Raw genomic sequence first — 24,701 nt, forward strand, 5'->3', positions numbered from 1 at the left:
TCGCCGGATGGTGGAGAAGTATCTTGCATCGCAACAAAATTGTTGCACTATGTCATTTCCGGCAACGGCAGGAAATAATATGGAAAACAATATTTTGCTTTCCGAGATCGGGGAAAGATGCGGCGATGTTTCATTGCAGTGCAGCGATATCGCGGGCTATCTCAACCAGCTGAACGCCAACATACAGGGGGACGTGTCGCGCCTGATCGACCTGCGGCAGGTGATGGCGGCCCTTTCCCGTACCCAGGCGGAAAACAGCAATGCCGCCCGCCATCTCCAGGACACGTCGCTCAGCGCCGAGGATATTATCGGCCAATGCCGCGCGGCCATCGCGGAATCGCTCGATCATGTGACCAGCCTCGTCCAGCGCGTGACGGGGCTGGAAAGCCGGTTGCGGGATTTCCTGCCGATCATCGAAACGGTCGGCGGCATTTCGGAACAGTTGCGAGAGATTGCGCGCAAGACGCGGATGCTGGGCCTCAATGCCTCGATCGAGGCCGCGCGCGGCGGCGAGGCGACGCGCAGCTTCACGGTGGTGGCCGACGAGATCCGCTTCCTTGCCGAACGGGCGGATCATTCGGCCGCGTCCGTGGGCGAGCAGCTGGGCGAACTGGACAAGCGCGCGCGCGCGCTGATCGGCGGGGTCGAGGAGAATATCCGGCAGGGGCAGAGCACCGGTATCCATATCGACGAACTGCGCACCGCGATGGACAGGATCGGCGGGCTGGTCACGGCATTCCGTGCCCGGTCCTCCGACATCGCGGACAGCACGGCCGAAGCCAGCCATGACGTCCGCCAGCTGTCGCAAGGGCTGGACCATTTCAGCACCGCCTCGATGGAGCATGCCCGGCAGCTCGATGAGGTGGTGGAGCGCGTCAACCGGCTGGAAGGTTATGCCAACGACATGTTCAACAGCGCCGCCCATGCGGGCCTCGAATCGCGCAACAGCCGGTTTATCGCGCTGGGGCTGGAAGGCGCGGCGGAGGTCGTCCGCGCGATCGAGGACGGCCTTGCGCGCGGGCTGCTGGGCCGGGCCGCGCTGTTCGATACCGACTATCAGCCGCTGCCGGGGACGGACCCGGTGCAATATCGCAACCGCTTCGTGCCCTTCGCCGACACGGCGATCCGCCCGCTGCTCGACGCGCAGACGGTCCGCGACCAGGCGATCGTCGGCTGTTGCCTGATCGACCGCAACGGCTTCCTGCCTACCCATATCAGCGAGAAGAGCCAGCCGCAGCGGCAGGGGCAGCGCAAGTGGAATCTGGAAAATGCGCGCAACCGGCAGATATTCATGGATTCCCAGACCCGTCGCGCGCTGGACGCTGAAGGGGATTTCTTCCTCTACAGCTATCGGCAGGATTTCGGCGACGGCCATTATCGCGCGCTGCGCAGCGTGTTCGTGCCGCTGCGCTTCGACGGACAGCGCTGGGGGCTATATGAGCTGGGCTATCTGATCTGAGAGCGGGCGGGCGGGCCGCCGGCTTCCCGTCCTTCGCGCCTTCACCGCTCCCGGCGGGCCATGAAGGCGAGGCGCTCGAACAGCATCACGTCCTGCTCGTTCTTCAGCAGTGCGCCGTGCAGCGGGGGGATCGCCTTGCGCACGTCGCGCGATTGCAGCACGTCGAGCGGCATGTCCTCGGCCAGCAGCAGCTTCAGCCAGTCGAGCAGTTCCGAGGTCGAGGGCTTCTTGCGCAGGCCCGGCACGTCGCGCACCTCGTAGAAGATGTCGAGCGCCCGGCTGACCAGCACCTTCTGGATGCCGGGGAAATGCACGTCGATGATCGCCTGCATCGTCTCCCGGTCGGGGAAGCGGATATAGTGGAAGAAGCAGCGGCGCAGGAAGGCGTCGGGCAGCTCCTTCTCGTTGTTGGAGGTGATGACGACGATGGGCCGCTCCTGCGCCTTCACCGTCTCGCCGGTTTCATAGACGTGGAATTCCATCCGGTCGAGTTCCTGCAGCAGGTCGTTGGGGAATTCGATATCGGCCTTGTCGATCTCGTCGATCAGCAGCACCGGCAGGCGCGGGGAGGTGAACGCCTCCCACAGCTTGCCCTTGCGGATATAGTTGCGGATGTCGTGCACCCGCTCGTCGCCCAGCTGGCCGTCGCGCAGGCGGGCGACCGCGTCATATTCGTACAGGCCCTGATGCGCCTTGGTGGTGGACTTGATGTTCCATTCGATCAGCGGCGCGTCCATGGCGGCGGCGATCTGCTGCGCCAGCACCGTCTTGCCGGTGCCGGGCTCCCCCTTCACCAGCAGCGGACGGCGCAGCATGACGGCGGCATTGACCGCGACCTTCAGATCATCGGTGGCGACATAATCGGCGGTGCCTTCAAAACGCACGGCGCAAATCCTCCTGTTGCGATACAGGAGCGGTAGAGGGCTTCGCGGATCGACGCAAGGCGCGGCGGGCGGTTATTGCTCCGCGCGCGTTTCCGCCCGGCTTTCGAGCATCGACCACAGGCTGTTGTGCTGGTGCAGCAGCTGGCGCCCGCCGAAGCGGATCGCGCGGGTCGTCAGTTCGGTCGCATCCAGCGCGCGCAGCAAATGCAGCGTCTCCACCTTGTTCGGCAGGGCGGACTGCACCGGTTCCAGCCCGGTGCGGATCGCCGCATGGTCGAGCAGGCGGCGGATCGCGATCCAGTCGATCGCCAGCGTCGTCGCGGCGCCGAGCGCGCAGCCATGCCGTTCCGACTGCGCCAGCATCTCGACCGCATGGCGCAGTTGCAGCACCGTCGCGTCGCTGTTGTGATGGCCCGGCGTGCTGGGCACCGGCCCAAGCTCCACCGCCAGGCGGGCGATATAGGCGCGTTCCTGCGCGAAGGCGTCGCAGGCGTCGATCAGCCACTGGCGCGCGGCATTGTCGATGATGTGGGTCGCGGCATAATCCATGACCGCGGGGAACTGCCCATGCAACAGGCCGAGATAATGAACGGCGTCGGCCAGCAGCGGCAGCGGCTGGGCCATGGGATCGGCGGCAAGGGCCATCAGCGTCCGCACATGGGCATGGGCTTCCGATCCGTCCTTCACGACGAGCAGATCGACGATCGAAGCGCCATCCTGAAAACTGACCTCGAAATTATGTGCCTGGTGCATGATATGCCTCTTTTATTCCTGCGATCGACCCGTCGAAGGTGCAGCCGAACTTATAGCGGAAACGGGGTAAACGGGCCGTTTATGAGCCACTCGGTTCGTCGCGTTTTCCTGTATCCCCTGTTCCAATATGAGGCAGGAAAACGATAAATAGGGTTAAGGGCGTGCTAGGTAAAAGCGGGGTGGATGGGGCGAGGGGCTTCGTCCGTTTCGCTAGCCCGGCGCGGGGCAGGGGACTGGGGCGATGGCGGGCGCTGCCTCCTGAGATGTCAGCTTGCGCTGGCATGAAGGGGAAATAATGGCTGGTTTGGGTAGGTTAGCGGACATATCGTGCTGGAGTAGAAAGTTCACGCGGAGACGCGGAGGCGCGGAGAAGGACGTTCCGGGCCGCAGGCCCCATTTCATTCTCCTTGCGTCGGTTGCCGGGGTGAATGACGAGGGAAAGCGCTTCGCGCTACCATCTCTCCGCGTCTCCGCGCCTCCGCGTGAAACCAATCTTTTACGTCCGCTTCTGGCCGAAAGCGCTTGTTCACCCCTGACCTGTCGGCAGAGGATATAATTGCTTTGCAGACGCCAACCCGCGCGGGCAGTCCGGCGGACGAGGAGGCGGAAAGCGGGAAGAGCCAAGAACCGCAAGAGGCCGGATCGGGGTGTTCCGATCCGGCCTCTTGCATCGTGCCGATGGCGCGGGGGCTTACTGGTCGAGGAAGCTGCGCATCTTGCGGCTGCGGCTGGGGTGTTTCAGCTTGCGCAGCGCCTTCGCCTCGATCTGGCGGATGCGCTCGCGCGTCACGCTGAACTGCTGGCCCACTTCCTCCAGCGTATGGTCGGTGTTCATGCCGATGCCGAAGCGCATGCGCAGCACGCGCTCCTCGCGCGGGGTCAGGCTGGCGAGGACGCGGGTGACCGTTTCCTTGAGGTTCGCCTGAATCGCGGCGTCCACCGGGATGATCGCGTTCTTGTCCTCGATGAAATCGCCCAGATGGCTGTCCTCCTCGTCGCCGATCGGCGTTTCGAGCGAGATCGGCTCCTTGGCGATCTTCATCACCTTGCGCACTTTTTCCAGCGGCATGGACAGGCGCTCGGCCATTTCCTCCGGCGTCGGCTCGCGGCCCTGCTCGTGCAGGAACTGGCGGGATGTGCGCACCAGCTTGTTGATCGTCTCGATCATGTGCACCGGAATGCGGATGGTGCGCGCCTGATCGGCGATCGAGCGGGTGATCGCCTGCCGGATCCACCAGGTCGCATAGGTGCTGAACTTGTAGCCGCGGCGATATTCGAACTTGTCCACCGCCTTCATCAGGCCGATATTGCCTTCCTGAATAAGATCAAGGAATTGCAGGCCACGGTTCGTATATTTTTTAGCAATGGAGATGACGAGACGCAGGTTCGCCTCGACCATTTCCTTCTTCGCGATGCGCGCCTCGCGCTCGCCTTTCTGCACCATGTTGACGATGCGGCGGAATTCGGACAGCGACATGCCGGTCGCCTGCGCGATCTCCGCGACCTCGCCCCGGATGCGGTCGACGGCGGCGACTTCGCTCTCCGCGAACTTCGCCCATTTCTTGTCGAGGCCCGCGACCTTGTCCAGCCAGCCTTCGTCAAGCTCATGATTGATATACTGGTCGAGGAAATCCTTGCGGGCCACCTTGTGGCGCTCGGCCAGGCGCAGCATCTGCCCGCCCAGCGTGGTGAGCCGGCGATTGTAGCTGTAGAGCTGGTCGACCAGATATTCGATCTTCTGCTGGTGAAACTGGACGCTCTCGACCTCGGCGGTCAGGTCCTCGCGCAGCTTCTGATAGTCTTCCTCGGCGGCGTCGCTGATCGTCTGGCCGCTGGCCATCGCGTCGAGGCGCGCGGCCTGCGCGGCGGCGAACTTGTGGAAGATTTCGGTGATGGCGGCGAACTTCTCCAGCGCCATCGGCTTGAGCGTCTCTTCCATCTGGGCGAGCGAGAGGGTGTTGTCGTCCTCATCCTCCTCCTCGACGCGGCGCGCACGGCGCTCGACCATCGAATCCTCGTCGTCCTCCTCGGTCTCTTCCTCGACCTCGTCCTCATCCTTGAAGGAAGGGCCAGCGGTCTTTTCGGAGATTTCGCCGTCATCGTCGCTGTCGTCGTCCGACAGGCTTTCGGGCGCGGGGTCCTTGGAAAGCATCGCGTCGAGATCGAGTATCTCGCGCAGCTGCATCTCGCCATTGTTGAGCGCGGTCGACCATTCGATGATCGCGTGGAAGGTCGTCGGGCTTTCGCACAGCCCCAGGATCATCGTATCGCGGCCCGCCTCGATGCGCTTGGCGATGGCGATCTCGCCCTCGCGCGAGAGCAGCTCGACCGCGCCCATCTCGCGCAGGTACATGCGCACCGGATCGTCGGTGCGATCGGTGGTTTCCTTCTTCTTCTCGATGGTGATGCGCTCGCCCATGCCGTCGTCGGCGGTGTCGATCGCCTCGACGTCATCGTCGCGATTGTCCTCGCCGTCCTCGCCGGCTTCCTCATTCTCGACGATGTTGACGCCCATGTCGTTGAGCGCGGACATCACATCCTCGATCTGTTCGGAGGACATCTGGTCCTGCGGCAGAGCGGCGTTCAGCTCATCATAGGTGATGTACCCGCGCTTGGTCGCCCGCGCGATCAGCTTCTTGACCGATGCTTCATTCAGGTCGAGCAGCGGCGCGTCGCCGCTTTCCATATCCTCGCCCTGACCTTTGTTCGCCTTGCTCGCCATTCGTTCGCCTTAGTCAAATCGGTGATGCGGCCTCAGGCGGCCATCATCTGTTCCTCGATATTCGCCTTCAATTCCCGCAGGCGCTCATCATTCCGCTGTTTCAGGGTGATAAGCGAGAGATGTTCCTGCCAGCGGGCCTCGTCCATTCCATCGTCGCCGTGCGCATAGAGATCAGCCTTCAATCGTTCAAGCTTTGGCGTGAATTCCTGCTCGAACAAAAGAATGTTTATGACTTCGCCCAGATCAGTTTCCGCCATGCTCCTGTCCGCGTCCGCTCTGAAGAACGAAAAACGCAGGTCATGCTTAATACTGCGGCGTTCCGGTTCAGGCAGGGAAGCATCCTGCAATATGGCGTCGATCAGGCTTTCTTCAAGGGCCGGACGCTGGAAAGACGCCGCGATCAGCAGCCGCGTCCACTGCCTCAGCGCGTCGGTCGGCATGGTCAGCGCGGCGAGCTGTTCGCGGTGGGTGTAGAGGATCGACGGATAGCGGCACAGGCCCAGCAGCACCGCCCGCTTCACCATGCGCTCGATCCGCTCCGCCATGTTGGTGAGCGCGGCGGTATCGGACCGGGTTTCCTCTCGCGTGCGGGCGATGAAGCCCCGGACGGCGGTGCGTTCCTGCTTCTTCCACCCGAATTCGTCCCAGAACAGCGAGCGGAACGCGCGTTCATATTCCTTGCGGACCAGCGGGTCGGCGATGGTCGCGGCTTGTTCCGCGACGCGGCTCTGCAATCCGGCGCGCCCTTCGGGGGAGGAGGTGTCGCCCTGTGCGCGCTCCTGCCGCCAGACCTGCTCGACCAGCGGGCGGGGGGAGGCGATGGCGGCCTCAAACCCGGCGGCGCCCTTGGCCTTGATGAGGTCGTCCGGATCCTGCCCGTTCGGCAGCGTCACGAAATGGAGCGACTGGCCGGGCTTCAGCAAGGGGAGCGCGCGCAGGGCGGCGCGGTCGGCGGCCTTCTGGCCCGCGCCGTCGCCGTCGAAGCAGAGGACCGGCACATCGACCATCTTCCACAGCCGTTCGAGCTGATGCTCGGTCAGCGCGGTGCCGAGCGGCGCGACGGCTTCCTCTATTCCCGCCTGCGCCAGCGCGACGACGTCCATATAGCCTTCGACGACGATCACGCGGTCCGTCTTGCGCGCGGCGGCGAGCGCCTTGTCGAGATTGTAGAGGGTGCGCCCCTTGTCGAACAGCGGCGTGTCGGGGGAGTTGAGATATTTGGGCTCGCCCTCGCCGATGATGCGGCCGCCGAACGCGATCACCCGCCCGCGCGCATCCCGGATCGGCAGCATCAGGCGGCCGCGGAAACGGTCATAGGGCTCGCGGTCGGTGCGGCCCGGCTCGTCGGGGGGCTGGATCAGCAGCCCGGCCTCGACCAGCATTTCCTGCGGGAAATCCTTGAGCGCCGTCTTGAGCTTGCCGCGCGAATCCGGCGCGAAGCCGAAGCCGAAGGCACGGCGGGTGGCGTCGGTGATGCCGCGCTTCGCCAGATAGGCGCGGGCCTGCGCGCCCTCGACCCCGGCAAGCTGCTGCTCGAACCAGTCCTGCGCGGCCTGGCAGGCGTCGTGAAGCCCCTTGGCCTGCTCCGCCTTGCGCGCGGCGCGCGGATCGGGCGCGGGCATGTCGAGCCCGGCGGCGTCGGCCAGTTCCTTCACCGCGTCGATGAAGGGAAGGCCGCGCTGCTCCGTCATCCAGCGGATCGCATCGCCATGCGCGCCGCATCCGAAGCAATGGTAGAAGCCCTTCTCGTCGTTGATCGTGAAGCTGGGCGTTTTTTCGTTATGGAAGGGGCAGCAGGCCTTATATTCCCGGCCTGCCTTCTGCACCTTGATGCTCTTGCCGATCAGTGTCGACAAGGTGGTACGGGCACGCAACTCGTCAAGGAACTGGGGCGAAAGCGACATGGCTCTATTATACCGACCCTAGCGCGAGTCGGGGCGAATTCAAATAGCGATGTTACGTAATTTTTCAGGTGCCGGGATCTGTGAGCGACCCTTCACCTCATATCGTCGCCCCAGCGTAGGCTGGGGCCGCAAGCCATGTCGCGCGCCGCCTCCTAGATGCCAGCCTGCGCTGGCATGACGGGAAATCCCCTTCGCCTCAGCCCAGCGCCGCCTTCACCAGCCCGCTGGCCTTGCTCATGTCGATGACGGTGCCGTGGCGTTCCTTCAGCACGGCCATCACCTTGCCCATGTCCTTGACGCTTTCCGCGCCCGTTTCCGCCTTGATCGCCTCGATCGCGGCCTTCGTCTCCTCCTCGCTCAGCTGGCGGGGGAGGAAGGTCTCGATCACGTCCAGCTCCGCCTGCTCCCTGGCGGCGAGTTCGGTGCGGCCGCCCTGTTCGTACATGCTGATCGATTCGCGGCGCTGCTTCACCATTTTCTGGAGCACGTCGACCACCACCGCGTCGTCGTCGGGGGTGGAGGAGGCGGTGCGCAGCTCGATGTCGCGATCCTTGATCTTGGCGAGGATCAGGCGCACGGCGGCCAGCCGATCCTTGTCTCCGGCCTTCATCGCCTCGATTTGCGCGGATTTGATGGCGTCACGGATCATGACGGTGCGAATCCTTCTTCACGGGTTTGGGAAAGGAACAGATATAGCGGCAAAACTAATTTTTAACAGTCATTGACCGCACGGTCGCAAAGGCATAGGTGGCGGGCCGTTTAGCCTGCGCTCTGTCGGACGGATGGAGCGTGGCCGGCCCAAAGCAAAACAGAAGGAACAAAGCCATGGCGACCGCCACATACCCCACCGTGCCCAAAGGAGCGACAGGGGTATTGGTTCTGGCGGACGGCACATGCGTGTTCGGCCATGGCTTCGGCGCGGTGGGCGAGGCGGTGGGCGAGGTGTGCTTCAACACCGCGATCACCGGTTATCAGGAGATCATGACCGACCCCAGCTATGCCGGGCAGATCGTCACCTTCACCTTCCCCCATATCGGCAATGTCGGCACCAATGCCGAGGATGTCGAGGCGGCTGCGCCGCATGCGCTGGGCTGCATCGTGCGCCAGAGCGTGACCGAGCCGAGCAATTTCCGCAACGCCCAGCCCTTTGACGAATGGATGAAGGTAAACGGCCGCATCGGCCTGTCGGGCGTCGACACCCGCGCGTTGACCCGCCGCATCCGCCTGCAGGGCGCGCCCAATGCGGTGATCGCCCATCATCCCGACGGCAGGTTCGACCTTCCCGCGCTGCACAGGCAGGCGCAGGCGTGGCCGGGGCTGGAGGGTATGGACCTCGCCAAGGTCGTGACCGGGGAGCGGCGCGAATGGAAGGACGGCGCCTGGGCGCTGGGCGTCGGCTATCATCTGGAAGCGACGCGGGCCGACGCGCCGCATGTCGTCGCGCTGGATTTCGGCGCGAAGAACAACATCTTCCGCAACCTCGTCAAGGCGGGTGCGAAGGTCACGGTGCTGCCCGCGACGGCGAGCTACGACGAGATAGCGGCGCTCTCGCCCGATGGCGTGTTCCTGTCCAACGGCCCCGGCGATCCTGCCGCGACCGGCGAATATGCGGTGCCGGTGGTCCGCCGCCTGCTGGACGAGGGCGTGCCGATCTTCGGCATCTGCCTCGGCCATCAGATATTGGCGCTGGCCGCGGGCGCGCGCACGATCAAGATGCATCAGGGCCATCGCGGCGCCAATCACCCGGTCAAGCGGCTGGAGGACGGGTTGGTCGAGATCACCAGCATGAACCACGGCTTCGCGGTCGACGCCGCCACGCTGCCCGCCCATGTGAAGGCGACCCATGTGTCGCTCTTCGACGGTAGCAACTGTGGCATAGAGATCATTGATAAAAATGCCTTTTCTGTGCAGTACCACCCGGAAGCCTCGCCGGGCCCGCAGGACAGCTTCTACCTTTTCCAGAAATTCGTTGACGGGTTGAAAAAATAAGATGCCGAAACGCACTGACATCTCCTCCATCCTCATCATCGGTGCGGGTCCGATCATCATCGGGCAGGCGTGCGAGTTCGACTATTCGGGAACTCAGGCCTGCAAGGCATTGAAAGAGGAGGGGTATCGCATCATCCTCGTCAATTCCAACCCGGCCACGATCATGACCGACCCGGACATGGCCGACGCGACCTATATCGAGCCGATCACGCCCGAAGTGGTGGCGAAGATCATCGAGAAGGAGCGCCCGGATGCGGTACTGCCGACCATGGGCGGCCAGACCGCGCTCAACACCGCGCTGGCGCTGTTCGAGGACGGCACGCTGGAAAAATATGGCGTGCAGATGATCGGCGCCGATGCCGAGGCGATCGACAAGGCCGAGGACCGCCAGAAGTTCCGTGACGCGATGGACAAGATCGGCCTTGAATCCGCGCGGTCCCGCGTCGCGCACAGCATGGACGAGGCGATGGCGGCGCTGGAGTTCATCGGCCTGCCCGCGATCATCCGCCCCAGCTTCACCATGGGCGGCACCGGCGGCGGCGTCGCCTATAATCGCGACGAGTTCGTCACCATCGTCACCTCCGGCCTCGACGCTTCGCCGACGACCGAGGTGCTGATCGAGGAGTCGCTGCTCGGCTGGAAGGAATATGAGATGGAAGTCGTGCGCGACCGCGCCGACAACGCCATCATCATCTGCTCGATCGAGAATGTCGATCCGATGGGCGTCCATACCGGCGATTCCATTACCGTCGCACCCGCGCTGACGCTGACCGACAAGGAATATCAGATCATGCGCAGCGCCTCGATCGCGGTGCTGCGGGAAATCGGCGTGGAAACAGGCGGTTCGAACGTGCAGTTCGCAGTCAATCCCAAGGACGGTCGCCTGATCGTTATCGAGATGAACCCGCGCGTGTCGCGCTCCTCGGCGCTGGCGTCGAAGGCGACCGGCTTCCCGATCGCCAAGGTCGCGGCGAAGCTGGCGGTCGGCTACACGCTCGACGAGATCACCAACGACATCACCGGCGCGACGCCCGCGAGCTTCGAGCCGACCATCGACTATGTGGTGACGAAGATCCCGCGCTTCGCCTTCGAGAAGTTCAAGGGCGCGGAGCCGATCCTCGGCACGGCGATGAAGTCGGTGGGCGAGGTGATGGCGATCGGCCGCTCGATTCATGAATCGATGCAGAAGGCGCTGCGCGGCCTGGAAACCGGGCTTTCCGGCTTCAACCAGGTCGATGCGCTGGTAGGCGCCACGCGCGACGAGATCGTCTCTGCGCTCGGCCGCCCGACGCCCGACCGGCTGCTGATCGCCGCGCAGGCGCTGCGCGAAGGACTCAGCGTCGCGGAAATCAACGCGGTCGCGAAGTTCGACCCGTGGTTCCTCGAACGGCTCAAGGAAATCATCGACGCCGAGGGCGAGGTGCTGGAAAACGGCCTGCCGCAGGACGCCGAGGGCATGCGCCGCCTCAAGGCGATGGGCTTTTCCGACAAGCGGCTCGCGTGGCTGGCGTTGCAATCCGCGCATTTGAAGCCCGGCATGGAAAATGCGATCCGCCACGGCTCCGGCCTGATCCGCGAGGCGGTGGTGGCGATGACCGGCGGCGTGACCGAGGACGAGGTGCGCGCGCTGCGCCACAAGCTCGGCGTGCGTCCGGTGTTCAAGCGCATCGACACCTGCGCGGCGGAGTTCGAGGCGAAGACGCCCTATATGTACTCCACCTATGAGGCGCCGAGCTTCGGCGAGCCGGAATGCGAAAGCCAGCCGACCGACCGCAAGAAGGTCGTTATTCTCGGCGGCGGTCCGAACCGGATCGGGCAGGGGATCGAGTTCGACTATTGCTGCTGCCATGCCTGCTTCGCGCTGGAGGATGCGGGCTATGAGACGATCATGGTCAACTGCAACCCGGAAACGGTGTCGACCGACTATGACACGTCCGACCGCCTCTATTTCGAGCCGCTGACCGCCGAGGACGTGCTGGAGATCCTGCATACCGAAAAGCAGAACGGCACGCTGGCGGGCGTGATCGTGCAGTTCGGCGGGCAGACGCCGCTCAAGCTGGCGCAGGCGCTGGAGGATGCGGGCATCCCGATCCTCGGCACCTCGCCCGATGCGATCGACCTTGCGGAGGACCGCGAGCGCTTCGCCGCGTTGGTCGAGCGGCTTGGCCTGAAGCAGCCCGCCAACGGCATCGCCCGCAGCCGGGAAGAGGCGATCGCGGTCGCCAACCGCATCGGCTATCCGGTGCTGATGCGCCCCAGCTATGTGCTGGGCGGCCGGGCGATGGAGATCGTCGACGGGCAGGCGCAGCTGGAGGAATATATCGCGACGGCCGTGCAGGTGTCGGGCGATTCCCCGGTGCTGATCGACCAGTATCTGCGCGACGCGACCGAGGTGGACGTGGACGCGCTGTGCGACGGCGACGATGTGGTGGTCGCGGGCGTGCTCCAGCATATCGAGGAGGCGGGCGTCCATTCGGGCGACAGCGCCTGCTCGCTGCCGCCCTACAGCCTGCCCGACGCGGTGATCGCGGAGATCGAGCGTCAGGCGGACCTGCTCGCCCGCGCATTGAAGGTGCGCGGCCTGATGAACGTGCAGTTCGCGGTCAAGGATGGCGTCGTCTACCTGATCGAGGTCAACCCGCGCGCCAGCCGCACCGTGCCCTTCGTCGCCAAGGCGATCGGCGCGCCCATCGCCAAGATCGCCGCGCGGGTGATGGCGGGGGAGAAGCTGGCCGACCTGCCGAAGATCGACCGCAACGCGATCGCCCATATCGCGGTGAAGGAGGCGGTGTTCCCGTTCAACCGCTTCCCCGGCGTCGATCCGGTGCTTTCGCCGGAAATGAAGTCCACCGGCGAAGTCATGGGAATCGACAGCAATTTTGCCACCGCCTTCGCCAAGGCGCAGATCGGCGCGGGCACCAGCCTGCCGCGCTCCGGCGCGATCTTCGTGTCGGTGAAGGACAGCGACAAGCCGGTCGTGCTGCCCGCCGTGAAGAAGGCGCGCGAGCTGGGCTTCACCATCGTCGCGACCGGCGGCACCGCCCGCTATCTGGAAGAGCATGGCCTCGCGGTCGAGACGGTCAACAAGGTGGCGCAGGGGCGGCCGCATATCGTCGACCGCATCACCGACGGCGATATCGCGATGATCTTCAACACGACCGAAGGCTGGCAGTCGCTGAAGGACAGCCATTCCATCCGCGCCAGCGCGCTGCGGTTCAAGGTTCCGAGCTTCACCACGGCGGCGGCCAGCGTCGCGGCGGTGGATGCGATCGAGGCTTTGCAATCGCATCCTCTTGAAGTGAAGGCGCTGCAATCCTATTATACCTGATCCAGTCTCTTGAGTTCCGGTCAGGGATGAAAGGTTCGATCCGGGTCGCGATGGCGAGCCGGTAGAGGAAAATATTGGGGATTTACGGATGGCAACTGTTGAAAAAATGCCGATGCTCGCCATTGGGTATGAAAAGCTGAACGATCAGCTTCGCGCCCTGAAGGCGGAGCGCCCCCAGATCGTCGACGCGATCGAGGAAGCGCGCGCGCATGGCGACCTTTCCGAAAATGCCGAATATCACGCCGCCAAGGAACGCCAGGGCCAGGTCGAGGCGAGCATCGCCGATCTGGAGGACAAGCTGTCCCGCGCGCAGGTGATCGACCCCACGACCCTTTCCGGCGACAAGATCGTCTTCGGCGCGACCGTGACGCTGCTGGACGAGGACGACAAGCCCGTCCGCTACCAGATCGTGGGACAGGCCGAGGCGGATGCCAAGGCCGGGATGATCTCCTACAACAGCCCGCTGGGCCGTGCGCTGATCGGCAAGCAGGTGGGCGACGATGTGGAAGTGGTCGTCCCCTCCGGCGAAAAATATTACAGCGTCGACAAGATCGAGTTCATCTGAGATCGCCGTGACCATAACGGATGGGCGGGCCTGATGCCGGCGATACAGGGTTCCGGCGGGCGCTATACCCATTTTCTGGCCGGCATCACCGCGCTCGTCTTCCTCTTCCTGTCGTTCAGCGGCTGGGGTGATCTGCTGGTCTATGCCGGCGGATTCATTCCGGCGCGGTTCGATCATCCGGGCCTGCTTGACGATGCCGGGCTGGGCATTCCGGTCGTTCCCTTCCTGCTGACCCCGCTCAGTTCCGCGCTGCTGCACGGCGGCTGGCTGCATCTCGGCTTCAACCTGTTGATCCTGTTGTTCTGCGGACGGCAGGTGGAAATGGTGCTCGGTGGCAGGCTGCTTCTGCTGCTCTATGCGGCGGGCGCCTATGCCGCCGCGCTGGGGCAGTGGCTGATCGAGCCGGATGCCGTGGTGCCGATGATCGGCGCGAGCGGCGCCATATCCGCGGTCCTCGGCGCCTATGCCCTGCTGTTCAGCAATCGCGAGGTGAAGCCGCTGGGGCCGATCCCCGCCAACATCGTGCGCATGGCGTGGCTGGGCGCGGGCTGGATCATGCTCCAGTTTCTGGTCGGCCTCGCTTCGGGGCTGGATAGTCAGGCGCTGGGGGCGGGGAACGGCGCGATCGCGATCGGCGCGCATATCGGCGGCTTTCTCGCCGGCATGGTGCTGACCCGGCCTTTGCTCAAGCTGAGGTTCGGACGTGCGGGCGCCCGCGCGCTGCATTAAGGGCGCGCGCAAGCGGGCGAAGCGTTCCCGGAGCGCCATGCGCAATAACTTCCGCAAAGACGACGCAGCGCAGGAATAACGCGCGTATATCGCTGCGGAAGCGCCCCGCATGGTGCGAAGCCCGCAAAGGTAAATGCCGTGGCGCGTCGGCGCTTATGCGTCGGCGGGAGGCGCGTCCTGTTCCGGATCGAGCAACCGGTGCAGGTGCACGATCACATATTTCATCTCGGCATCGTCGACGGTGCGCTGGGCCGCGCCGCGCCATGCCTTTTCCGCCGAGGCATAGTCAGGAAAGACGCCGACGAATTCGATCGCGTTGAGGTCGTCGAAGTCGGTGGTTCGGGGGTCGGAAACGCGTCCGCCCATGACGAGGTGCAGCTTGCTCATGGAGGTTTCCTCTACGGCAAGGCGGGCTTTGAAATCAACCGCCGACAGTCGATACTTTGGTCTGAGGCCGAAAAAAGGCGCGTGCCGCCCGGCCTCAGGCGTGGAAAGGCCGCTCAGTCCCCGTTCGTGTCGCGGCGCGCATGGTCGCGCACCCTGGAGGCCATTTTCGAAGCCGCCTCGCTGGCCGCGTCGAGCAGCTTGCCCGCGCGCTCTTCCAGTTCCGCCTTGCGGGCCGCCTCCATCGCGAAGGCGCGGGCGGTTTCAAGGCCGCTCCTCGCCGCGTCGACCGCATTGCCGGGGGCCTTACGGGCGGCGTCGCCGAATTTTTCGAGCAGATGATGTCCGGTTTCCTCGACCGGCAACTGCGCCTTGCTCTTCGCCTGCTCGGCCAGCGTCCGGGTGACCTTCTGCCCGGCGGCCGCAGCGGCGCTCAGCAATTTGGGAGCGGCCGCGCGCAGCTTGCGGCTGCTCTTCGGGAACATATAGGCGGCCATCGCGCCCACGGCGACAGCCGCCGCTGCCGCCGCCAGGGGATGCTCGGTGATGATGCGGTTGGCGTGTCCCGCCGCCCGGCCGGCCTGCTCCCGTGCCTTGCCGAGGGTTTCCCCGGCGCCGCTGCCGGCGGCACGGGCGCGTTCGCCCACACGTTCGGCGCCTTCGCGCACGCGCTCTGCGCCTTCGCGAATGCCTTCCGTTGCCCGCTTCACATTTTCGGTCGCGATGGCCCGTGCACGGTCAAGCTTGTCGTGAATGTCCTGTTCCATCTCAATCCTCACTTGTTGCGGCCGAAGGAGCGCTGTTCCGGTCATCCGGCCTGAATCTCTCGCGCAGGCGGCGATAGCCGGACACGGACAGCCGCCACAGCGGCTTGCGCGCGATCACTGCGCCGACCGCCGCGACCAGGCCCACCGTCCTTACCGGGTGGGCGCGGGCCATCGTCCGGGCCTTGTCTATCGCATCCAACCCCAGATCGAGCGCGCGGTTCCGTGCATCCTGCGCAATACGGGCCGGGCGGAGCCGCTCGGCGGTCAGCCCGGCGAGGCGGCGGATGCGCGTCCGCTGGTCCTCGGTGATGGCATCCAGCGCGGCGAGCTGCTCGGCGGGTGTCTCGTGCGGGCCGTTCATTCCGTTGTCTCCCGGCGGAAGGACTGGCGGAGGGCGCGCTTCACCCGCGCCCTGGCGATCAGCAGCAGGATGAGGATCAGCAGCAGCGTGGAACCGACCACGATCCCGGTCGCGGCCAGCGCCCCGCCGACCAGCGGCGCCAGCGCCAGGACGAGGCCGACCAGCCCGGCGATCAGCGCGCCCATCAGCAGGAACAGCGCGACGACGCCCAATATCGCCGCATCGCGCGCCGCCTTGCCCATTATGGCGGCGCGCAGCTTCTGCCGCTGGACCTCATGGGCGGCATAATCGCGCCCCTCGGCGATCAGCAGCCGGACGACCTCTATGGTGGAAAGATCTTCCTCCGATGCGGAAGGGGAGGAGGACGCCGCGCGATCGCCGCCGGGCGAATCCTCCCGATCGAAAGGCCGTTCGGCTTCCTGTTCCAGCCCCTGTTCCGGTTGCCAGCCGGTCTTGTCTGTCACGCTATGCGCTCCCCCGATTGTTTTTGTGGAGTGGCGGGCGGGCGTGGGCCGTGGGCGGACAGGCGCCGCCCCGCCGGCTTATTCGCCGCTGGTGTCGGTCCCGCCGCCCTTGGCGAGGCGCATCAGCACATAACCGGCGACGGCGGCCGCGCCGATGGCGACGGCGGGGCTCTTGCGCACGAAATCGCGCGCTTCGCCGAGCAGCTGGTCCACATCCTTGTCGTCCAGCGTCTTGGCCGCACTGGCGACCGCACTCGCGGCTTGCCGGGCATAGTCGCCATATTGCGGGCCGAGCTTGGTATCCACCGTCTCGGCGGTTTCCTGGATCAGGCGGGCGAGGCTCTGCATCGCGGTGCCGGTGTGGGACTTGGCGCTGTCGGCGGTTTCGTGCGCCACCTTGCCTGCCTTTTCGCGGAGCTGGCCGCTCTGCGCCTTCACCTTCTCGCCCTGGGCCTTCCAGTCCGTCGACGCCTTTTCGGTGAGTTCCTTCACCTTGGCGCGCGCGGCGGCGGTCGCGGTGTTGAGCGCGGCGCGGGCCTGATTGGCGGACTCGGCGAAGGTGGGCGCGGATGCCTGCGCAGCGGCGGCGCGGCTTCTGGCGGGGGTCTTGGCCGCTGTGGCCGCCTTGCTCCTGGTTGCCGCCTTGCCGGCCGATGCCTTGCTCTCCGTAGCCTTGCGCGCCGGGGTTCTGCGCGCCTTCTTCGCGGGCGTGGTGGTGAGATCGGGGGTGTCGGCCATGGCGGTTCCCTTTGCTTTTGACGTTCGAAGACATGCCTCTTGGAGGACAATGCTTCAGGCTAGATAACAGTTCCCGTCGTCGATTTCACCCTGCGGGCGCGAAATTTTACGTAACGAAAGATTGCGCCGCGGATCGAGCCGCGGATTGGAGATCGCGCCGTCTTATCCGTTGCCTTATGCCCGCGCGCTGGCTAAGCGGGCGCCGAACATCAGGCATTCCCCCGGTGCCAATATTCCGTGCAGACAGAAGGAAGTGATGATGACCGCCATTCTCGATATTCATGCCCGCCAGATCCTCGACAGCCGGGGCAACCCCACGGTCGAAGTGGACGTTCTGCTGGAAGACGGCAGCTTCGGCCGCGCCGCCGTGCCTTCGGGCGCCTCGACCGGCGCCTATGAGGCGGTGGAGAAGCGCGATGGCGACAAGAGCGTCTATCTGGGCAAGGGCGTGCTGCAGGCGGTCGAGGCCGTCAACAGCGACATAGCCGAGGCCGTGGTCGGCCTGGATGCCGAGGATCAGGCCGAAATCGACGCGGTGATGATCGACCTCGACGGCACCGAGAACAAGGGCAAGCTTGGCGCCAATGCGATCCTCGGCGTCAGCCTCGCGGTGGCGAAGGCGGCTGCGGACGCGCGCGGCCTGCCGCTCTATCGCTATGTCGGCGGCGTGTCGGCGCATGTGTTGCCGGTGCCGATGATGAACATCATCAACGGCGGCGAGCATGCCGACAACCCGATCGACTTCCAGGAATTCATGATCATGCCGGTCGGCGCGGAGAGCATCGCCGACGCGGTGCGCGTGGGCGCGGAGATCTTCCACACGCTGAAGAAGGGCCTGCACGACAAGGGGCTCGCCACCTCGGTCGGCGACGAAGGCGGCTTTGCTCCGGCGCTCGCCTCGACCACCGACGCGCTGGACTTCATCATGGCCTCGATCGAGAAGGCCGGGTACAAGCCGGGCGACGACGTGGTGCTGGCGCTCGACTGCGCCTCGACCGAATTCTTCAAGAACGGCAAATATGAGATGGTGGGCGAGGGCAAGAGCCTGACCCCCGCCGAGATGGCCGACTATCTCGCCGACCTCGTCGCGCGCTATCCGATCAAGTCGATCGAGGACGGCATGAGCGAGGACGATTTCGAGGGCTGGAAGATCCTCACCGACAAGATCGGCAGCCGCTGCCAGCTGGTCGGCGACGATCTGTTCGTCACCAATCCGAAGCGTCTGGCGATGGGCATCGAGCAGGGCCTCGCCAATTCGCTGCTGGTCAAGGTTAACCAGATAGGTTCGCTGACGGAGACTCTGGCCGCCGTCGATCTGGCCCATCGCGCGCGCTATACGGCGGTGATGTCGCACCGTTCGGGCGAGACGGAGGATGCCACCATCGCCGACCTCGCGGTCGCCACCAATTGCGGGCAGATCAAGACGGGATCGCTGGCGCGCTCCGACCGGCTCGCCAAATATAACCAGCTCATCCGCATCGAGGAGGAACTGGGTGACGTGGCGGTCTACGCCGGGCGCGGCATCTTCCGCTGATCGCCTGACGGCATTGCAGGGCCCCGGAAGCTGCGGCGAGTGAAAATTCGTCGCAAATTCCGGGGTTTTTCCATTTTTCTGTTGCGTCCCCGAATCGAACGTGATTCAAAGGCTTCATGGCTCATATCGCTAAGCTTCGGATGTTGTTCGCATCGGCCTTCGGCCCGGCGATCGCGGTGCTGCTGTTCGCGCTGCTGATCGGCTATGCGATTCTGGGGCCGAACGGCATATTGGCGTGGGGCGACTACACGCATCAGCTGCGCGACAGCAAGGCGGAGCTGAAGGTCGTGCAGGCGGAGCGGGCGAGAATCGCCAACCGTGTGAACCTGCTCAATCCGCGTCATGCGGACCCGGACATGGCCGACGAAATGATCCGCAAGGAACTGAATGTGGGGCACCCGGATGAGGTCGTCGTCCCGCTGAAGTGATCCGGCCCGCCATCGGCCGACCGAAAAACCGGAAATCATCATATAGGTTCGTTTGCGCGTCCCTTTTCATTGGCTTTTGGCAGGCGTCTGTCTATATTCGGCGCTCCTCCCTGTGAAACCAAAGAAGGATGCGCTCTTGGTAAAACCAGCAACGCCGCGGACGAGAGGGAAGTCGTCCGCCCGTAGCGCGGCCGCCCCGGCCCGGCCCGATCATAACGAGGCCAAGCCCGTACTGCCGACGAAGGATTATGACGCGAGCAAGGACGAATTGCTCGAATTCTACCGGCAGATGACCTTGATCCGCCGTTTCGAGGAAAAGGCGGGCCAGCTTTACGGCCTCGGCCTGATCGGCGGTTTCTGCCACCTCTATATCGGTCAGGAAGCCGTCGCCGTCGGCATCCAGTCGGCGCTCACCCCCGGCAAGGACAGCGTGATCACCGGCTATCGCGACCATGGCCACATGCTCGCCTACGGCATCGACCCCAAGCTCATCATGGCGGAACTGACCGGCCGCGCCGCCGGCATCTCCAAGGGCAAGGGCGGTTCGATGCACATGTTCAGCGTCGAGCATAAATTCTACGGCGGCCACGGCATCGTCGGCGCGCAGGTCTCGCTCGGCACCGGCCTCGGCTTCGCGCACAAGTACAATAACGACGGCGGCGTGTGCGTCGCCTATTTCGGCGACGGCGCCAGCAACCAGGGCCAGGTTTACGAGAGCTTCAACATGGCCGAGCTGTGGAAGCTGCCGATCATCTACGTGATCGAGAACAACCAATATGCGATGGGCACCTCGGTCAACCGCTCGTCCGCCGAGGACCAGCTGTTCCGCCGCGGCGAATCCTTCCGCATCCCCGGCCTGCAGGTGAACGGCATGGACGTGCTCGCCGTGCGCGCCGCGACCGAGGAAGCGCTGAAATGGGTGAAATCCGGCAAGGGACCGATCCTGCTGGAGATGAAGACCTACCGCTATCGCGGCCACTCCATGTCCGACCCGGCCAAATACCGCTCGCGCGAGGAAGTGCAGGAGATGCGCGAGAAATCCGATCCCATCGAGGGCATCAGGAAGCATCTGGAAGCCGCCGGCATCAGCGCCGACGAGATCAAGGCCATCGATCAGGACATCCGCAAGATCGTCAACGAAAGCGCCGATTTCGCGGAAACCTCCCCCGAACCGGAGGGGGCTGAACTCTATACCGACGTGCTGGTGGAGCAATATTGATGGCAGTTGAAATCAAGATGCCCGCGCTGTCTCCGACGATGGAGGAAGGCACGCTGGCCAAGTGGCTCGTCAAGGAAGGCGACGAAGTGAAATCCGGCGATCTCCTCGCCGAGATCGAAACCGACAAGGCGACGATGGAATTCGAGGCGGTGGACGAAGGCGTCATCGGCAAGATCCTCGTGCCCGAAGGCAGCGAGAATGTGAAGGTCGGCGCCGTCATCGCGACGATGGCGGGTGAGGGGGCCGGAGACGGAGCCGGCGCTGCCGCCGGTAACGGAGCAGGCGAGGGCGGCGAGGCCGAGGCGGCCGCGCCCGCACCGGCGGCCGAGGCGCCTGCCGCCGTGGCGGCGAAGGCGGAGGCTCCGCTCGCAAAGCCTGCCCCGGCCGAAGTGAAGATCGCGGCCGATCCGGCTATCCCGGAGGGCACGGAGTTCACGAAGCTCACTGTCCGCGAGGCGCTGCGCGACGCGATGGCCGAGGAGATGCGCAAGGACGAGCGCGTGTTCGTGATGGGCGAGGAAGTCGCCGAATATCAGGGCGCCTACAAGGTCACGCAAGGGTTGTTGCAGGAATTCGGCGACAAGCGCGTCATCGACACGCCGATCACCGAGCATGGCTTTGCGGGCGTCGGCGCGGGCGCGGCGATGGGCGGGCTGCGCCCGGTCATCGAATTCATGACCTTCAACTTCGCGATGCAGGCGATCGACCAGATCATCAACTCGGCGGCCAAGACCAATTACATGTCCGGCGGCCAGATGCGCTGCCCGATCGTGTTCCGTGGCCCCAATGGCGCGGCGAGCCGCGTCGCGGCCCAGCACAGCCAGAATTACGGCCCCTGGTATGCGGCGGTGCCGGGCCTGATCGTCATCTCGCCCTATGACGCGGCGGATGCGAAGGGCCTGCTGAAGGCGGCGATCCGCTCGACCGATCCGGTCGTGTTCCTGGAGAACGAACTGCTCTACGGCCGCAGCTTCGACGTGCCGGTGCTCGACGATTATGTGCTGCCGATCGGCAAAGCGCGGATCATGCGCGAGGGCAAGGACGTGACGCTGGTCAGCTATTCGATCGGCGTCGGCGTGGCGCTCGACGCGGCGGAGCAGCTTGCGGCCGACGGCGTGGAGGCGGAGGTCATCGACCTGCGCACGCTGCGCCCGCTCGACACCGCCACGGTGCTGGAGAGCCTCAGGAAGACCAACCGCCTCGTGGTGGTCGAGGAAGGCTGGCCGGTCTGCTCGATCGCGAGCGAGATCGCGGCGGTGGTGATGGAGCAGGGCTTCGACGATCTCGACGCCCCGGTGCTGCGCGTGACCAACGAGGACGTGCCGCTGCCCTATGCCGCCAATCTCGAAAAGGCGGCGCTGGTCGACGCGGCGAAGGTCGTCGCGGCGGTCCGCAAGGTCTGCTATCGTTAAGGCTGCCCGATCCGCCCCCCAAGGCGGGGGAAAAGAAAAGAGGGGCGCGCCAGTCCGTCATGGCGCGCCCTTTTTTGCGGTATATCTTTTTGCGGATCACCGCCGCTGGATGGTGGGTGGCGGCCCATGGCGGATATCCGCCTTTATCGTCCCCCTGCATTCGCTCAGCATGACGGTCGGGCTATGCCGCGTTCCGCCCGTGCGCTCAGGCTGAATAAGTGGAGCAAGCCGAAGCGGTGCCGGTCGTGCCGAGCGAATTGCTCTCCCGCTCTCGCACCATCATTGCCGAAAGGGCGGTCAGCGTGCGCGGGCCGAACAGGTTGCTGCTGATGATCGGCTGATAATCGTACCGCACCTCGACCACGATCGCATAGCTGTTGGCGGCCAACCTGATCCTTTTGCCGTCAGGCCCCATGCCCGTCGCGCCTACTTCCTGACCGGCGGTGCCGTAGCTGCTGTTCTGATGCAGCGCGCCGGAGCAGCGTTGCCAGTTGATCTTGTGGTTGATGACGGCGTTGCTGCTGTCCAGCACCGGTTCCAGCCCGGAGATGATGATCCGGCCGTTCTGGGCGAATTGCAGCCGCGTGCCCATCGATTTCACGCCGTAGAGGATGTCCGTCACGTCCTTTTCGCTGATGCTGGTGCGCACCCGCGCGACGGAATCCGCCGTCTGGACCGCGATGTCGGAGACGATCTGGGCGGCATAGGCCATGTTTGCGGCCTCTATGCCGTAGACCGTGACCCCGGCCAGCAACGGCAGGGCCATCGCGAACTCTATCATCGCCACGCCCGAACGGTCCCGGACGAGCCGGGCGGCGTTGCGGCGGAAGCGGGCGGAAAGGATCATGTCTTGCATCTTTCGGGCGGATTGGACTGGCCGGCATAGGGCTGGCGCTTGACCAGCGTGACGGCCGAAACGGTCGCGACGTCATCGACGCCGATGAAATGATAGATGGGCAGCAGCCGGGTATAGCTGGCCGACACATTATAGCGGACGACATCATCCGCGCCGCCGATGCCGGATTTCCCGGTGGTGACGACATTGCGCGTGCCGTCATCGTCTATGTCTTCCCAGCAATCGCCATTATCGAGCTGGTTGTTGCCATTGCTGTCCTTGGTCAGCCGTTCCAGCGTGTTGATCTGGGCATAGCTGTAGAAGCTGCCCTTCTGGATATGGACGGTGGCGTGCGGCATCACCTTCAGCACGGCGTCTTCCAGTACGGCTTCGATAGTCGTGCTGTCGGCGCTTTCGACGGTGGTGGAGCGGGCGGCGGCTTCCAGCGCCCCGGCCACGACGGTGCGGACATAGACCTGATAGCCCACGTCCATGCCTCCCATCAGCAGGATGCAGAAGGGTATGAACAAAAGGCCGAATTCCATCACGGTCGCCCCGCTTTGGTCGCGGCGCAAGGTCAGGAGGCGTGCCGTCATTGCGACAGCCTCAGCGAACCGATGGTGTTGCCGATATCCCGGAACGCGCGTTGCAGCGCGGCTTCGTCGGCGGCGCGGAAATTATACCCGTCGCCGGAGGAGCAGTTGATCATGTCCGAAGTCAGGGTCGATCCGCCGCTGAAGGATATGGCGAAGATCTTCGCGTCCATATTCTTGATCGCGGTACAGATCATCAGCCAGCGTGCCGTGTGGTTTTCATTGCTGGTGGTCGCGTTGCCGTTGGTGGTGATGCGCCTGTAGGTGTTTTCCGGGCGGTAGGCGCCATAGCCGGTGCTGCCGGTGTCCATTTCGCCGTCGGTCATGAAGATCACATAGCGGCTTACCGGCCATCCGTTGTGAATCGTCGGGTTGTCGGCCGACCACAGGCCGTTGCGGGACAGCAGGCGCGCCGCCCAGAGCATGCCGATGTCGAGATAGGTGCCGCCATTGGCGACGAAGCCGTTGCTGAACGCGAAATAATTGTTGAAGTCCGTATTGGACATCGGCTGCAATTCGAGCATCGCGCGCGGGCAGGCATATTGAGCGGAACCGAAATAGCTCTTGTCCGCCATCGTCCAGCGCGTTGCTGTGCTGGTGGGTGTCTCATCGATCTGCAAGTCATGCGCGCCCGCCGGCAGATTCTTCGATGGTCCGACCATCGAATAGGTGTTGGTCGGCGTGATGGTGTTGATGGTGGCGCGCTCTTCCACGCAGCCGTCCCATGTGTTGTTGATCCAGTTGCTGTTGTGGCTTGCCGTCACGGTGCAGCTATAGGTGTTCCTTCCGGAACCGCAGGTGGAATTATAGCTCAGGTCCGAATTGAACCATCCCGGCTGGCGCGAATAGAGGGTCGTGCCGTTGCTGCCGATGGAAAGACCCGCATTCACCATCTGCGAGAAAGGCACCACGGCGTAGCGGATGCGCTTGCGCGTGTTCTCGCTGGCATTGGCGAACTGCGTTTCGATGATCGACATCTGCGTCTTGAACGAAGCCAGAGCATTCCGCAGCACCTGCATGCGCGAAATATTGACGGAATTCTCGACTTCTTCCCCGACATAGGTGACGGTCTTGCCCCCCACCGTCATCGTCTTGTTGCTGTTGCTGTTCGCATAGCTGCTGCACTGGCTGGAGGTGCGCGCCGCCTTGCACGCCATCGACCCGGTAGTGTCGAGCACCAACACGATGTCGATATTGGAATAGTCGTTGCGCGCCGAGCAATCGACCGAAAGCGCGAAATCCTGCTTGCCGAACAACTGCATCACCGTGGTGTCGAGATGGGTCGACAGGGTGAGGCTGAGTTCGTCATTGGTCCCCAAAGTGGGGTTGATCGTGCTGTCGTCGGTGAAGGCGGGCGCCACGTCCGTCGGCAGGTTGAAGCGCACATAGTCGCGGACGGCAGTGCTGACGGCGGTGTTGATCTGCCCCGTCGATCCCATCACCTTGCGACCGGCCAGCACGCCCGCGTCGCACGCCTGTTGCAGGCGGGTGCGGGTGAGATAGGCGCGGCTCATGTCCACGCCCGAACCGATAACGGCGGTCAGAGGGATCAGGGCCGCCGCGCTGATGGCGAGCATGTTGCCGGTCCTGTCCCGTAACAAGCTGCTCAACAGGCCGTTTCGCGCCGCTCGTT

The 24,701-nt window shown here is 64.5% G+C and carries 22 protein-coding genes; 9 read left to right on the plus strand and 13 right to left on the minus strand.

All coding sequences use genetic code 11. The annotated features are described in order from the left end of the window. Positions 1–79 precede the first annotated feature (79 nt). Entirely contained in the window at positions 80–1,459 is a 1,380-nt protein-coding gene (locus GGR43_RS14450) for a methyl-accepting chemotaxis protein (protein WP_188072693.1), read from the plus strand. Positions 1,460–1,500: 41 nt separating this feature from the next. Here the strand turns inward: GGR43_RS14450 and GGR43_RS14455 are convergent, their stop codons facing one another. The 5 genes from GGR43_RS14455 to GGR43_RS14475 all read right to left on the minus strand — a co-directional run bounded on the left by GGR43_RS14455 (position 1,501) and on the right by GGR43_RS14475 (position 8,371). Beyond that, positions 1,501–2,343 carry an AAA family ATPase gene (locus GGR43_RS14455; protein WP_188072694.1) on the minus strand — a complete coding sequence of 281 codons (843 nt, stop codon included), beginning with the start codon at positions 2,341–2,343 and terminating at the stop codon, positions 1,501–1,503. 72 nt (positions 2,344–2,415) lie between these two features. Further along, positions 2,416–3,096 (minus strand): DUF6975 family protein, encoded by a 681-nt coding sequence (locus GGR43_RS14460; protein ID WP_188072695.1) that lies wholly within the window; start codon positions 3,094–3,096, stop codon positions 2,416–2,418. 691 nt (positions 3,097–3,787) lie between these two features. Beyond that, on the minus strand, positions 3,788–5,818 hold the full coding sequence (gene rpoD, locus GGR43_RS14465; RefSeq protein ID WP_188072696.1) for an RNA polymerase sigma factor RpoD: 2,031 nt from the start codon (positions 5,816–5,818) through the stop codon (positions 3,788–3,790). Positions 5,819–5,850: 32 nt separating this feature from the next. Continuing rightward, on the minus strand, positions 5,851–7,722 hold the full coding sequence (gene dnaG, locus GGR43_RS14470) for a DNA primase (protein ID WP_188072697.1): 1,872 nt from the start codon (positions 7,720–7,722) through the stop codon (positions 5,851–5,853). Between the two features lie 196 nt (positions 7,723–7,918). Then, entirely contained in the window at positions 7,919–8,371 is a 453-nt protein-coding gene (locus GGR43_RS14475; RefSeq protein WP_188072698.1) for a GatB/YqeY domain-containing protein, read from the minus strand. 176 nt (positions 8,372–8,547) lie between these two features. On the opposite strand from GGR43_RS14475, the gene carA reads away from it, so the two are divergent. The 4 genes from carA to GGR43_RS14495 all read left to right on the plus strand — a co-directional run bounded on the left by carA (position 8,548) and on the right by GGR43_RS14495 (position 14,333). Beyond that, positions 8,548–9,711 (plus strand): glutamine-hydrolyzing carbamoyl-phosphate synthase small subunit, encoded by a 1,164-nt coding sequence (gene carA / locus GGR43_RS14480; protein ID WP_188072699.1) that lies wholly within the window; start codon positions 8,548–8,550, stop codon positions 9,709–9,711. Position 9,712: 1 nt separating this feature from the next. After that, positions 9,713–13,039: a carbamoyl-phosphate synthase large subunit gene (gene carB, locus GGR43_RS14485; RefSeq protein WP_188072700.1), complete on the plus strand. Its 3,327-nt coding sequence runs from the start codon at positions 9,713–9,715 to the stop codon at positions 13,037–13,039. A gap of 88 nt (positions 13,040–13,127) precedes the next feature. Then, complete coding sequence (gene greA, locus GGR43_RS14490) at positions 13,128–13,604, plus strand: transcription elongation factor GreA (protein ID WP_188072701.1); 477 nt, start codon at positions 13,128–13,130, stop codon at positions 13,602–13,604. 33 nt (positions 13,605–13,637) lie between these two features. Next, positions 13,638–14,333, plus strand: a complete 696-nt coding sequence (locus tag GGR43_RS14495) for a rhomboid family intramembrane serine protease (RefSeq protein WP_188072702.1) — start codon at positions 13,638–13,640, stop codon at positions 14,331–14,333. A 153-nt stretch (positions 14,334–14,486) separates the two neighbouring features. Here GGR43_RS14495 and GGR43_RS14500 read toward each other — a convergent pair whose 3' ends face one another. The 5 genes from GGR43_RS14500 to GGR43_RS14520 form a co-directional block, all read right to left on the minus strand. Next, a complete protein-coding gene (locus tag GGR43_RS14500; RefSeq protein ID WP_188072703.1) occupies positions 14,487–14,720 on the minus strand; it encodes a DUF4170 domain-containing protein in 234 nt (77 codons plus the stop codon). Between the two features lie 113 nt (positions 14,721–14,833). Further along, on the minus strand, positions 14,834–15,484 hold the full coding sequence (locus GGR43_RS14505) for a hypothetical protein (protein ID WP_188072704.1): 651 nt from the start codon (positions 15,482–15,484) through the stop codon (positions 14,834–14,836). A gap of 1 nt (position 15,485) precedes the next feature. Further along, complete coding sequence (locus tag GGR43_RS14510) at positions 15,486–15,845, minus strand: hypothetical protein (RefSeq protein WP_188072705.1); 360 nt, start codon at positions 15,843–15,845, stop codon at positions 15,486–15,488. Beyond that, on the minus strand, positions 15,842–16,309 hold the full coding sequence (locus GGR43_RS14515; protein ID WP_188072706.1) for a hypothetical protein: 468 nt from the start codon (positions 16,307–16,309) through the stop codon (positions 15,842–15,844). The genes GGR43_RS14510 and GGR43_RS14515 overlap by 4 nt, the downstream gene beginning before the upstream one ends. Positions 16,310–16,387: 78 nt before the next feature. Then, positions 16,388–17,047 (minus strand): hypothetical protein, encoded by a 660-nt coding sequence (locus GGR43_RS14520; RefSeq protein ID WP_188072707.1) that lies wholly within the window; start codon positions 17,045–17,047, stop codon positions 16,388–16,390. Between the two features lie 259 nt (positions 17,048–17,306). Here GGR43_RS14520 and eno point away from each other — a divergent pair, with 259 nt between their 5' ends. The 4 genes from eno to GGR43_RS14540 all read left to right on the plus strand — a co-directional run bounded on the left by eno (position 17,307) and on the right by GGR43_RS14540 (position 21,640). Continuing rightward, positions 17,307–18,581, plus strand: coding sequence for a phosphopyruvate hydratase (gene eno, locus GGR43_RS14525; RefSeq protein WP_188072770.1), 1,275 nt, complete (start codon positions 17,307–17,309; stop codon positions 18,579–18,581). A 116-nt stretch (positions 18,582–18,697) separates the two neighbouring features. Continuing rightward, entirely contained in the window at positions 18,698–19,009 is a 312-nt protein-coding gene (locus tag GGR43_RS14530; RefSeq protein ID WP_188072708.1) for an FtsB family cell division protein, read from the plus strand. A 136-nt stretch (positions 19,010–19,145) separates the two neighbouring features. Further along, positions 19,146–20,228: a pyruvate dehydrogenase (acetyl-transferring) E1 component subunit alpha gene (gene pdhA / locus GGR43_RS14535; protein WP_188072709.1), complete on the plus strand. Its 1,083-nt coding sequence runs from the start codon at positions 19,146–19,148 to the stop codon at positions 20,226–20,228. Beyond that, a complete protein-coding gene (locus GGR43_RS14540) occupies positions 20,228–21,640 on the plus strand; it encodes a pyruvate dehydrogenase complex E1 component subunit beta (protein ID WP_188072710.1) in 1,413 nt (470 codons plus the stop codon). The genes pdhA and GGR43_RS14540 overlap by 1 nt, the downstream gene beginning before the upstream one ends. Before the next feature lie 205 nt (positions 21,641–21,845). On the opposite strand, the gene GGR43_RS14545 is transcribed toward GGR43_RS14540, so the two are convergent. From GGR43_RS14545 to GGR43_RS14555, 3 genes are read right to left on the minus strand one after another with little or no spacing between them, the layout of a single operon-like run. Then, entirely contained in the window at positions 21,846–22,487 is a 642-nt protein-coding gene (locus GGR43_RS14545) for a TadE/TadG family type IV pilus assembly protein (protein ID WP_188072711.1), read from the minus strand. Next, on the minus strand, positions 22,484–23,071 hold the full coding sequence (locus GGR43_RS14550) for a TadE/TadG family type IV pilus assembly protein (protein WP_188072712.1): 588 nt from the start codon (positions 23,069–23,071) through the stop codon (positions 22,484–22,486). Before GGR43_RS14550 ends, GGR43_RS14545 begins: the two co-directional genes overlap by 4 nt. Next, positions 23,068–24,645 carry a Tad domain-containing protein gene (locus GGR43_RS14555; protein ID WP_188072713.1) on the minus strand — a complete coding sequence of 526 codons (1,578 nt, stop codon included), beginning with the start codon at positions 24,643–24,645 and terminating at the stop codon, positions 23,068–23,070. Before GGR43_RS14555 ends, GGR43_RS14550 begins: the two co-directional genes overlap by 4 nt. Between the last annotated feature and the right edge of the window lie 56 nt (positions 24,646–24,701).

The organism is Sphingobium jiangsuense, from assembly GCF_014196495.1.
Classification (GTDB): Bacteria; Pseudomonadota; Alphaproteobacteria; order Sphingomonadales; family Sphingomonadaceae; genus Sphingobium; species Sphingobium jiangsuense.

What these genes read in the sequence shown, in the direction of transcription:
- GGR43_RS14450 (WP_188072693.1), top strand. Translation starts at nt 80, where the DNA reads ATGGAAAACAATATTTTGCTTTCCGAGATCGGGGAAAGATGCGGCGAT.
- GGR43_RS14460 (WP_188072695.1), bottom strand. Translation starts at nt 3,096, where the DNA reads ATGCACCAGGCACATAATTTCGAGGTCAGTTTTCAGGATGGCGCTTCG.
- rpoD (WP_188072696.1), bottom strand. Translation starts at nt 5,818, where the DNA reads ATGGCGAGCAAGGCGAACAAAGGTCAGGGCGAGGATATGGAAAGCGGC.
- dnaG (WP_188072697.1), bottom strand. Translation starts at nt 7,722, where the DNA reads ATGTCGCTTTCGCCCCAGTTCCTTGACGAGTTGCGTGCCCGTACCACC.
- GGR43_RS14475 (WP_188072698.1), bottom strand. Translation starts at nt 8,371, where the DNA reads ATGATCCGTGACGCCATCAAATCCGCGCAAATCGAGGCGATGAAGGCC.
- carA (WP_188072699.1), top strand. Translation starts at nt 8,548, where the DNA reads ATGGCGACCGCCACATACCCCACCGTGCCCAAAGGAGCGACAGGGGTA.
- carB (WP_188072700.1), top strand. Translation starts at nt 9,713, where the DNA reads ATGCCGAAACGCACTGACATCTCCTCCATCCTCATCATCGGTGCGGGT.
- greA (WP_188072701.1), top strand. Translation starts at nt 13,128, where the DNA reads ATGGCAACTGTTGAAAAAATGCCGATGCTCGCCATTGGGTATGAAAAG.
- GGR43_RS14495 (WP_188072702.1), top strand. Translation starts at nt 13,638, where the DNA reads ATGCCGGCGATACAGGGTTCCGGCGGGCGCTATACCCATTTTCTGGCC.
- GGR43_RS14500 (WP_188072703.1), bottom strand. Translation starts at nt 14,720, where the DNA reads ATGAGCAAGCTGCACCTCGTCATGGGCGGACGCGTTTCCGACCCCCGA.
- GGR43_RS14505 (WP_188072704.1), bottom strand. Translation starts at nt 15,484, where the DNA reads ATGGAACAGGACATTCACGACAAGCTTGACCGTGCACGGGCCATCGCG.
- GGR43_RS14510 (WP_188072705.1), bottom strand. Translation starts at nt 15,845, where the DNA reads ATGAACGGCCCGCACGAGACACCCGCCGAGCAGCTCGCCGCGCTGGAT.
- GGR43_RS14520 (WP_188072707.1), bottom strand. Translation starts at nt 17,047, where the DNA reads ATGGCCGACACCCCCGATCTCACCACCACGCCCGCGAAGAAGGCGCGC.
- eno (WP_188072770.1), top strand. Translation starts at nt 17,307, where the DNA reads ATGACCGCCATTCTCGATATTCATGCCCGCCAGATCCTCGACAGCCGG.
- GGR43_RS14530 (WP_188072708.1), top strand. Translation starts at nt 18,698, where the DNA reads ATGGCTCATATCGCTAAGCTTCGGATGTTGTTCGCATCGGCCTTCGGC.
- GGR43_RS14540 (WP_188072710.1), top strand. Translation starts at nt 20,228, where the DNA reads ATGGCAGTTGAAATCAAGATGCCCGCGCTGTCTCCGACGATGGAGGAA.
- GGR43_RS14545 (WP_188072711.1), bottom strand. Translation starts at nt 22,487, where the DNA reads ATGATCCTTTCCGCCCGCTTCCGCCGCAACGCCGCCCGGCTCGTCCGG.
- GGR43_RS14550 (WP_188072712.1), bottom strand. Translation starts at nt 23,071, where the DNA reads ATGACGGCACGCCTCCTGACCTTGCGCCGCGACCAAAGCGGGGCGACC.
- GGR43_RS14555 (WP_188072713.1), bottom strand. Translation starts at nt 24,645, where the DNA reads ATGCTCGCCATCAGCGCGGCGGCCCTGATCCCTCTGACCGCCGTTATC.